Here is a 10125-nt window from a genome sequence, read left to right on the forward strand (position 1 = left end):
AAAAGCACGGTGCTCGCCAGAGCCACGGATGTGTGAACCCCTCTTTCTCCGAACACGGATACCCACACGCTTCGCCACCAGTGACTGAACCTGCCCAAGGTGCACCCCGCGCTATCCGCGGACAACCATCCGCCGAATTTGTACGCACGTCGAACCACGTCGCCAACCCACCTCGAAACGAGACCGCACGATGGGTGAGGCCGTACCCCAAAAATAGCGGCGCAGATCAAGCAATCAACCGGCCAAACGATGAAGCACTAAAAGCGCGTGATGCCGTGCGGGTTTCCTTGGCAATCGTGCTTGCCCGAGAGCGTACGGGGCGAAGCGTGTGCGTGTAAGAATTCGCGAGAAGGAGGGGTTCACACATCCGTGGTTCTGGCGAGCACCGTGCTTTTGGGGTGCCAAAAACACAGAAACTGCACGCTAGGTCAACTTACGAGCCCTCGTTCTGAAAGCGTTTTCTTTGCTTCGTTTCTTTGTCGCTTTGGACAAAGAAATGACGTGCCGCCACGCACAGTGGCTAACAGTGATAAAGAAAATAGCTCACTCAAACAGACCGCCAAGCTAAGCAGCAGCAACCCGGCAACGACTCAGACCGCTAACGCACGAACCTGGCACCCCAGCATCAACCCCGACCACCCCTCACTTCAAACCCCGAGTGCGAACGGGAAACCCTTAGGCTACTGCATCAGCCGGTTGAAGCGTCAACAATGCAATCAACCGCGCGATTTCTTCGCGCATCTTTCGGCGATCCACAATCATGTCAATCGCGCCCTTCTGGATCAGGAATTCCGAACGCTGGAACCCTTCGGGGAGCTTCTCCCTCACGGTCTGTTCAATCACACGCGGCCCCGCAAAACCAATCAACGCCTTCGGTTCAGCGATCACCACATCGCCCAGAAACGCAAAACTGGCGGACACGCCGCCCATGGTCGGATCGGTGAGAACGGAGATGAACGGCAGCTTGGCGTCGGCCAGCTTCGTGAGCATGGCCGTCGTCTTGGCCATCTGCATCAGCGACAGCAAGCTTTCCTGCATCCGCGCGCCGCCCGATGCCGTGAAACAGATGAACGGCGTGCGCTGCTCCAGCGCATTACGCGCGCCGCGGGCAAAACGTTCGCCGACCACCGAGCCCATCGAGCCGCCCATGAACGAGAACTCGAAGCATGCCGTCACAACCGGAATGGTGTGGATCGCACCACCCATGACGACCATGGCGTCGGTTTCGTCCGTATCTTCCATCGCCTCTTTCAAGCGATCCGGGTATTTCCGGCTGTCCTTGAACTTCAGGGCATCGACCGGCAGGATTTCCTGACCGATTTCGTAACGGCCTTCCGGATCGAGCAAGCCGTCGAGCCGTTCGCGTGCGCCAATCCGCATGTGATGGCTGCATTTCGGGCAGACATGCAGATTCGCCTCGACGTCATTGCGGTACAGCACCGCTTCGCACGACGGGCACTTGATCCATAGCCCTTCCGGAATGCCCTTGCGGCTTTTCGGATCGGTTTGCTTGATCTTCGGCGGTAACAATTTGTCGAGCCAGCTCATCGTGTGTCCTTCCTGTTTTCACGTGTTTTGCGGCCCATTTGGAGGGGTTTGCACCCTCCGGGCCGCAGTAACGGGTTATTTTGCAGAATCGAGCGCAGAGCGAATTTCAGCGATAAAGCTCGTCAGCAGCTCGGCCGCCTTCTCCGGCGGCGCTTCTTCGAGCAATTGCACGAGACGGCTGCCAATCACCACCGCATCCGATACATCGGCCACCAGCTTGGCCGACGCGGCGTCGCGAATGCCGAAACCCACCCCCACCGGCAACGCGACATGCGCCTTGATGGCCGGGATTTTACTCGCGATGCTGGCTACGTCTAGATTTGCCGAACCGGTCACGCCTTTCAGCGACACATAGTAGACATATCCGCTCGCCACTTTACCGACCGCGGCAATGCGATCATCAGTCGATGTGGGCGCCACCAGGAAGATGGGATCGATGCCGGCAGCGCGCATCGATTCGCTGAATTCAACCGACTCTTCCGGCGGGTAATCGACGACCAGAACGCCATCCACGCCCGCGTCCTTCGCCGCTTTTGCAAAGGCTTCGGTGCCCATCCGTTCGATCGGATTCGCATAGCCCATCAGGACCACCGGCGTGGCGGTGTTGGTCTCGCGGAAGCGCTTTACGTCAGCGAGCACGCGCTTCAGCGAGACGCCCTTGGCCAACGCGCGCTCTGACGAGCGCTGGATCACCGGACCATCGGCCATCGGATCGGAAAACGGCACGCCCAGTTCGATGACGTCCGCTCCGCCCTTGGCGAGCGCATGCATGAATTCGACGGTTTGCTCGGGGTTCGGGTCCCCGGCCGTGATGAACGGGATCAGACCTTTCTTGCCCTGCCCGGCCAACGCCGCAAATGTGCTTTTAATACGGGACATGAGTTAATCTCTTTGCGCGAAATCCGCGCCTTTTAGCGTTTTTAGCAGTGACTTGGCAGATGATTAAGCGGCGTTCGCTTGATCGACGGCGGCGTCCGCGGCCTCGGCGTTCGGTTCGACCCGGACTCCGACGGAACGCGTCTCCGCGACCCGTTTTTCAGCAATCGCGTGATAGTCGGCGTTGATCTCGTAGCCGATGAACTCGCGCCCATGTCGCGCACAGGCGACCGCGGTTGTGCCGCTGCCCATGAACGGATCGAGCACGCGTCCACCTCGCGGACAACTCGCCAAAACCATCCGCTCGACGATCTCAAGCGGCTTTTGCGTCGGATGGTCTACCCGCTCAGCATGTTGCCTGTGCAACCGCGACACCGACCATACGTCCTTCGGGTTGTAACCCAGCTCCAGCCACTTGCTGCCTTCGAACAATTTGCGCGAACGCGCCTTCTTCGTCACTGCGTCGTAGGGTATGCGGATGGGATCGAGATCGAAGAAGTAATCCTTCGATACCGCGAAATAACCGATGTTATCGTGCACTGACGTATATCTGCGCACCGTTCCGCCCATGCTCGGCACGCGCCGGTCCCACACGATCTCGTTGACCATGGTGAGGCGGCGCTTGAGGAACACGAAGATCTCCGGCGCATATTGCCACGTGCAAAAAATGTAAAGCGAACCGCTCGGCTTGAGCTTCGGAATGGCCAGCTCAAGCCAGCCGTAGGTCCAGTCGAGGAAGGCATCGCCCGAACGCATGTCCGAGTCGTTACCGTAATCCTTGCCCAGACCGTACGGCGGATCGGCCACGATCAAATCGATCGAGCCGTCCGGAAGGTTCGCTGCATCGGTCAGGAAATCGCGGTGATGCAAGTGGATGCCGCGCTCGATGCCGCCGTGGACGTCCTTGTGTACTTCACCACTGGCGGCGCCGTGCGCACTTGCATGATCGATTTCATCGCGCATCGGTTGCGGGCTCAGAACGTGATGCCGGTGCGCTCGGCGACCGTATGCATGTCCTTGTCGCCACGGCCCGAAAGATTAACTAACAGCAGTTTGTCTTTCGGCAGCGTGGGCGCGAGCTTCGCTGCGTACGCGAGCGCGTGGCTCGATTCCAGCGCGGGAATGATCCCTTCGATCCGGCAGCAATCGTGGAAACCCTTCAGCGCTTCTTCATCGGTAATGCCCACGTACTCGGCGCGACCCGCATCCTTCAGCCACGCGTGTTCCGGGCCGACGCCGGGATAATCCAGTCCGGCTGAAACCGAATGCGTCTCGATGATCTGGCCGTTTTCGTCCTGAAGAAGATACGTGCGGTTACCGTGCAGAACGCCCGGACTTCCGCCGATCAGCGAGGCTGCGTGGCGCCCCGTGTCGATGCCATCACCGGCCGCTTCCACGCCGATCAGCTTCACATCTTTATCTTCGATATACGGATAAAAGATGCCCATCGCATTCGATCCGCCGCCAACGCACGCGATCACCGCGTCCGGCTGACGCCCTGTCATTTCGGGCATCTGGACCTTGCATTCATCGCCGATCACGCGCTGGAAGTCGCGCACCATCATGGGGTAAGGATGCGGACCCGCCACCGTGCCGATGATGTAAAACGTGTTTTCCACGTTCGTCACCCAGTCGCGCATGGCTTCATTGAGCGCATCTTTCAGCGTTTTCGAGCCGGATTCGACCGGTACGACCGTCGCGCCGAGCAGCTTCATGCGGTACACGTTCGCCGCCTGGCGCCGCACGTCTTCCGAGCCCATGTAGACCACGCATTCCATGCCGAAACGCGCGGCGATAGTCGCCGTGGCAACGCCATGTTGTCCCGCGCCGGTTTCCGCGATCACGCGCGGCTTGCCCATCTTGCGCGCGAGCAGTGCCTGGCCAATCACGTTATTAACTTTGTGCGCACCGGTGTGATTCAGGTCTTCGCGCTTGAGGAAGATTTGGGCGCCACCCAGCATCTCGCTCCAGCGTTTGGCGTGATAAATCGGCGACGGACGGCCGACATAGTGCTTCAGTTCGTATTCGTATTCCGCGATAAATGCCGGATCCTTGCTGCATTCGGCATAGGCGTCGCGGAGTTCATCGAGTGCGTGGATCAGCGTTTCAGATACGAATGTGCCGCCATATGGGCCGAAATGGCCCCGATCGTCTGGTAAGTTGTACATGTGTCACTCTCTCGGTACGTGGCAGCGTTGCGCTTGCCCACGTCGTTTCCCTTCTTGATCATCCAGCGTCTGCTTCGCGCACCGCGCGTACAAACGCCGCCATTCGGGCGTGATCTTTCACGCCCTTCGCCCCCGCTACTTCGATGCCGCTCGAGACATCGACTGCGTAAGGGCGCACGCGCCGGATGGCGTCATGGACGTTTTGCGCGTTCAACCCACCACTCAAAACGGCCCGATGCCCGAGATCTGTTGGGATAAGTGACCAATCGAATACCTTTCCACCGCCGCCGTAGCCATCGACGAGGGTGTCGAGGAGCAAACCGCTGGCTGCTGAATAATTAAGAGATGATTCTACCAAATCGCGTGCAGTGGCATCAGGCCCTACCCGCACAGCGCGCCACCAGGGCAAGCCGGCCACTTCAGCGAGCGCCTCGCATTGGGCCGGGGTTTCATCGCCGTGGAATTGCAGCAATGACAAGCGCACATTCGATGTCACCTCGCGAATCCATTCCGGCGTGGCGTTGACGAACAAACCGACCGCCGAGACGAGCGGCGGCACGTGCTCCGCCAATTCCACTGCCTGCCCCACGCTGACCGAACGCGGACTGGGCGGATAGAACACAAAACCTACGGCGTCGGCGCCGAGCGCGACGGCGGTATCGACGTCTTCCGTCTTCGACAAACCGCACAGCTTGATTCTCGTCCGGCGCAAATCGCTGCTCGTGCTGCTGATACCGTCACTCATGCTTGGTCTCGTTTTTGTTGTCCTGCCAGACCGCGCTCCACGGGTAGCTGCCCTGACGCGGTGCGGGCACTGCAAAGTTCTCAGGATAGCCGACCTCGGCCAAATACAGGCCGTCGGGCATGAATGTGGGCGCGGCGCGCTTGCGGTCGCGTGCTTCCAGCAATTCTGCCATCCATGACGCGGGATGCTTGCCGCGGCCGATCGCGACGAAACACCCCATCAGGTTGCGCACCATATGGTGCAAAAACGCGTTTGCGCGGAAGCGGAAGTGGATGAAATCGCCCTGTTCCACGATATCGATCTGGTGCAGGTATTTCACCGGCGTCTTCGCCTGGCATTCGGATGAGCGGAACGCGGTGAAATCGTGCTTGCCGATCAGGCAGGCGGCGGCTTCGCGCATCGCGTTGGCATCGAGCGCCGTGTAGCACCAGCCGGCGTGGCCGGTGATCATCGGCGAGCGGACGGGGTGAACGTAAAGCGAGTAGTAGTAGGTGCGCTCGTAGGCGCCGAAACGGGCGTGGAAGTCGTCGGGCATTGGACGCGCCCACTGCACCGCGACGCTCTGCGGCAAAAACGCGTTCGTGCCGCGCACCCAGGCGAAGTCGGTGCGCTCGAGTTCGGTGTCGAAATGCACGACCTGGCCGAGCGCATGCACGCCGGTATCCGTGCGCCCCGCGACGACCGTCTGCACGCGCGTCTGCGTGAATTTTCCCAACGCGCGTTCGAGAACGTCCTGAACGGTCGGCACGTCCGATTGGGTCTGCCAGCCACTAAATGCCGAACCGTCGTACTGGATGCCTAATGCAATGCGTTTCACAGGCATCTCAGGACAGCGGCGCCAGCGTTGATAACAGCGTGGCTGCGGACTGGCGCGTGGCGGGATCGTTCGATTCGATCACTTCCTGCAGCAACGTGCGCGCACCGGATAAATCGCCGAGTTCAATGTATTCGACAGCCAGTTCGAGCTTGTTGCGGGCTATCGTCGAGATTTGCTCGGGGGTGAAGGCCGGCAGCGGCTCGGTCTGGCTCGCGGGCGAGTTGTAGTCGAAGTCGAGGCTCAATGGGCCGAAACGCGACGCGCCAAGGCCCGCCACCGATGCCGCGCCAGCCGTGCCGGATTCGATTTGCTGGGTCGCGGATGGCGGCGGCGTAGTCGATTCAGGGTGGCTATGCTGCGCGTTCTGGTGATCGAAAACGGCCGGGTCAGCTATTGGCTGGGGCGTGGCAGGCGCGGGAGCCAGCGGGGCTTCGTTTTGCGCGGTGGGTTCGGTGGGAATCGGCGGCTGGGCTTCCGAAGGTGCAGGTGCTTCCTGGCGGGGCGGCAAACCGAAATCGAGCGCGCTCAAGGCTTCGATAGCCTCTTGCGGAAATTTCGGCTGCGGGAAGCGGGAAGCCGGCGACGGTTCGTCGTCGTAGGCGGATGCGTCTTCAGCGTGGTTTGGGTGGTTCGTTGCTAATTCGGGTGTAGCCGGGTGGGCAGATGCCGCGTGTTCGTCGCTTTCGTGCGCTGTGGATGCGAGCGTCGAAGCTTCACGAGCGGCTGCTTCACGGGCTTCTGCTTCACGGGCTTGCGCTTCGCGGGCTTCTGCTTCGCGCGTTGCAGCTTCACGGGCCGCAGCTTCGCGTGTAGCGACTTCGCGTGTAGCGACTTCGCGGGCTTCTGCTTCGCGAGCTTCCATTTCACGCGCTGCGGCTTCACGGGCTGCAGCTTCCCTTGCGGCGACTTCACGAGCTTCCGCCTCACGAGCTTCCGTCTCACGAACAGCGGCTTCGCGGGCCGCAGCTTCACGCGCCGCGACTTCGCGAGCTTCTGTTTCACGAGCTTCTGCTTCGCGCGCTGCGGCTTCCCTGGCAGCGACTTCGCGCTCTTCTGCTTCGCGAGCTTCCGTTTCACGCGCTGCGGCTTCCCTGGCAGCGACTTCGCGAGCTTCTGCTTCGCGCGCTGCGGCTTCACGGGCTGCGGCTTCACGGGCTGCAGCTTCCCTTGCGGCGATTTCGCGAGCTTCCGCCTCACGCGCAGCAACTTCGCGAGCTTCTGCTTCGCGAGCTTCTGTTTCGCGCACCGCCGCCTCACGAGCTTCCGCTTCTCGCGCTGCCAACTCACGCGCTGCCGCCTCTTGCGCCTCACGTTCACGCGCCGCAGCTTCCTGCGCCACGGCCTCTCGCGTCGCCTGTTCCAACGCTGCCGCATCGCGGAGCTCTTGCTCCCGAGCCTCCATTTCTGCGCGCAACGCCTCGGCGCGATCCGCCGCAGCCCGTTCTGCTGCCAGCGCCGCCTCAATCGCACCCGGGCGCGGCGGCGTGAAATCGCGATGAAGCGCTGCAGGCGCATCGGGCATGAATGGCGCCCGCTTGGTGTCCGTGTCGCGTGTCGGACTTGCTGCTGCATCTTGCGCGCGGCTCTCGCTCAGCGTTACTCGCGTGCCGTCGGCATCGTCGTCGATTGGATTGCTATCGGCCGGCGGAAATGGTTTGTCTTCGGTCGGAGTATCGAAGGACTGCGCGGCATCGTAGTTTTCCATGCTCGCAGCCACCCCGTTCAGCTCGCCTTGACCGCGCTGAACCGATGCCCCATCGAGATCGGCAGCGCCCGTGGGGGCTTGCGCGTGACTCGTCGATCCATCGTGAGGGGGTACGAGGGATGTCTCAGGCGGCGTCGATACTAGCGGCGGTTCTTGCGGCGCGCGTTCATAGGTGGTCACCGCAGCGGCGGCGCTTGCAGCGCGGCGCCGTTTCCCGGCCCGCATCAAGAGCAGCAACAAGCCGATCGCCACGACAGCCCCGATGAGCCAGCCAATCGGCCCGTTCACCGACGTAGCCGTAGACCCCGTCTCTGACGGCGCGCTCACCGGCGCAACAGTCACCGCAGGCGCGCTCGCTGCCGGCGCGACTTCCGATGCAGGCGCCACTTCGCTGGCACTCGCCGCGGGTTGAGCTTCCGATGTCGGCAGCACCGCGTTCGGCTCGCTCGATGCGTTCGGCGCAACCGTAGCGACAGCGCCGCTCGCCGCCATTGCCGGTCCGTTCACCGCGCCGACAACATTCGACGCCCCCTCGGCCGGCGCCGCAGCCGCAGCCGAACCGCTAGCCTCGACCGCCGGCGACGAAGCTGCCACAGACGCGGAAGCCGCAGCAGCCACTCCCGCATCCCCAACCACCGGCACGTTCAACACCGATCCGAGTTTCAACCGGCTTGGGTCGTGACCCATGAACGCGTTGGGATTCGCGTCGAAGAGTGCGCGCGACATCTTTTCGCGCGTGGCGCGGTCGGTCGAACCGGTAATCTGGGAGGCGATATCGCTGAGCGATTGCCCGGGTTTCACGCTGTACTGGGTGATAGCGCCCGGCGCCGACGCAGCCGCTGGCGCCGAAGCCTCCAAAACGGCAGACGCGCTGCTGGCCTGGGCGCTGGCATCGGAGGAAACGAATGTCCCGAGCAGCACACTCGCGACGCTTGCCGCGATCAGCGCCGCGCGCCGCGAGCGGCTGAAGAAGCGCAGCTGTAAATGAAGCGGCCGACTCGGACGAACGATCATTGATACTCCAGGCGAGTGGACATTGAACAAGAAACCAACAAAAACGGGGCGACATCCAGAACTGGCCGCAGACCGATTGCGCAATATCAGCAACCCACCCGCAAACCAGTCGCACAACGAAAAAGCGCCGCGCAAGCGCGACGCTTCCTTGAACTACTACGCGTCGTGGCGCGTAGTTTACTTTACTTGTCCAGCAGGATGCGCAGCATCCGGCGCAGCGGTTCCGCCGCGCCCCACAGCAACTGGTCGCCGACCGTGAACGCCGACAGATATTCGCCGCCCATGGCGAGTTTGCGCAAGCGGCCGACCGGCACCGTCAGCGAACCCGTGACCACTGCCGGCGACAAATCGCGCATCGATGCTTCGCGCTCGTTGGGGACAACCTTCACCCAGTCGTTCGCCGATGCCAAAATGCCGTGCAACTCGTCCAGCGGCACGTCTTTCCTGAGCTTGATGGTCAGCGCCTGCGAGTGACAACGCATTGCGCCGATCCGCACGCACAGGCCATCGACGGGAACCGAACCCGGCTCGCCCATGGCGGGCAATCCCAGAATCTTGTTGGTTTCCGCGCCGCCCTTCCACTCTTCCTTCGACATGCCGTTGCCGAGATCCTTGTCGATCCACGGAATCAGCGCGCCGGCCAGCGGCACGCCGAAGTTATCGATAGGCATGCGGTCGCTGGACATGGCTGCCTGCACGCGCTTGTCGATATCCAGAATGGCCGACGACGGGTCCGCCAGGTCTTCCTTGGCCGCGCCGTACAGCACGCCCATTTGCTGCAGCAGTTCGCGCATGTTCTGCGCGCCCGCGCCGGAAGCCGCCTGATACGTCATGGCGGTCGTCCATTCGACCAGGGTCTGATTAAACAGGCCACCCAGCGCCATCAGCATCAGGCTGACCGTGCAGTTCCCGCCGATAAAATTGCGACCACCTTTAACCAGCGAATCCTTGATGACGCTCAGGTTCACGGGATCGAGGATGATGACCGCGTCGTCCTTCATGCGCAGCGACGAAGCCGCGTCGATCCAATAACCCTTCCAGCCGGCCGCGCGCAGCTTCGGGAACACCTCGTTGGTGTAATCGCCGCCCTGGCACGTAATGATCACGTCGCACTTTTTCAGATCGTCGATGCTTGTCGCATCCTTGAGTTTCGTCTCGTTTTTCGCGAACGACGGCGCATTGCCGCCCGCATTGCTGGTGCTGAAAAACACCGGTTCGATCAGGTCGAAATCGCCTTCCTGCTGCATACGCT

8 protein-coding genes are annotated in these 10125 nt (G+C 61.8%); all 8 read right to left on the reverse strand.

Annotated elements, in window-relative coordinates; genetic code table 11:
- Positions 1–675 precede the first annotated feature (675 nt).
- Positions 676–1548 carry an acetyl-CoA carboxylase, carboxyltransferase subunit beta gene (gene accD, locus FH08_RS0133345; protein WP_031362525.1) on the reverse strand — a complete coding sequence of 291 codons (873 nt, stop codon included), beginning with the start codon at positions 1546–1548 and terminating at the stop codon, positions 676–678.
- Between the two features lie 75 nt (positions 1549–1623).
- Positions 1624–2427, reverse strand: a complete 804-nt coding sequence (gene trpA, locus FH08_RS0133350; RefSeq protein ID WP_031362526.1) for a tryptophan synthase subunit alpha — start codon at positions 2425–2427, stop codon at positions 1624–1626.
- A gap of 63 nt (positions 2428–2490) precedes the next feature.
- Entirely contained in the window at positions 2491–3387 is an 897-nt protein-coding gene (locus tag FH08_RS0133355) for a DNA-methyltransferase (protein ID WP_075583409.1), read from the reverse strand.
- Positions 3388–3398: 11 nt separating this feature from the next.
- Positions 3399–4592 carry a tryptophan synthase subunit beta gene (gene trpB / locus FH08_RS0133360; protein ID WP_031362528.1) on the reverse strand — a complete coding sequence of 398 codons (1194 nt, stop codon included), beginning with the start codon at positions 4590–4592 and terminating at the stop codon, positions 3399–3401.
- 58 nt (positions 4593–4650) lie between these two features.
- A complete protein-coding gene (locus FH08_RS0133365) occupies positions 4651–5337 on the reverse strand; it encodes a phosphoribosylanthranilate isomerase (protein ID WP_031362529.1) in 687 nt (228 codons plus the stop codon).
- Positions 5330–6154, reverse strand: a complete 825-nt coding sequence (truA, locus tag FH08_RS0133370) for a tRNA pseudouridine(38-40) synthase TruA (RefSeq protein ID WP_235210578.1) — start codon at positions 6152–6154, stop codon at positions 5330–5332. Before truA ends, FH08_RS0133365 begins: the two co-directional genes overlap by 8 nt.
- Positions 6155–6161: 7 nt before the next feature.
- On the reverse strand, positions 6162–8873 hold the full coding sequence (locus FH08_RS49720) for a FimV/HubP family polar landmark protein (protein WP_051888735.1): 2712 nt from the start codon (positions 8871–8873) through the stop codon (positions 6162–6164).
- 182 nt (positions 8874–9055) lie between these two features.
- Positions 9056–10125 (reverse strand): aspartate-semialdehyde dehydrogenase (gene asd / locus FH08_RS0133380; RefSeq protein WP_031362532.1); only part of this gene is annotated, 1070 nt, incomplete at its 5' end.

The organism is Caballeronia sordidicola (genome assembly GCF_000729995.1).
Taxonomy (GTDB): Bacteria; Pseudomonadota; Gammaproteobacteria; order Burkholderiales; family Burkholderiaceae; genus Caballeronia; species Caballeronia sordidicola_A.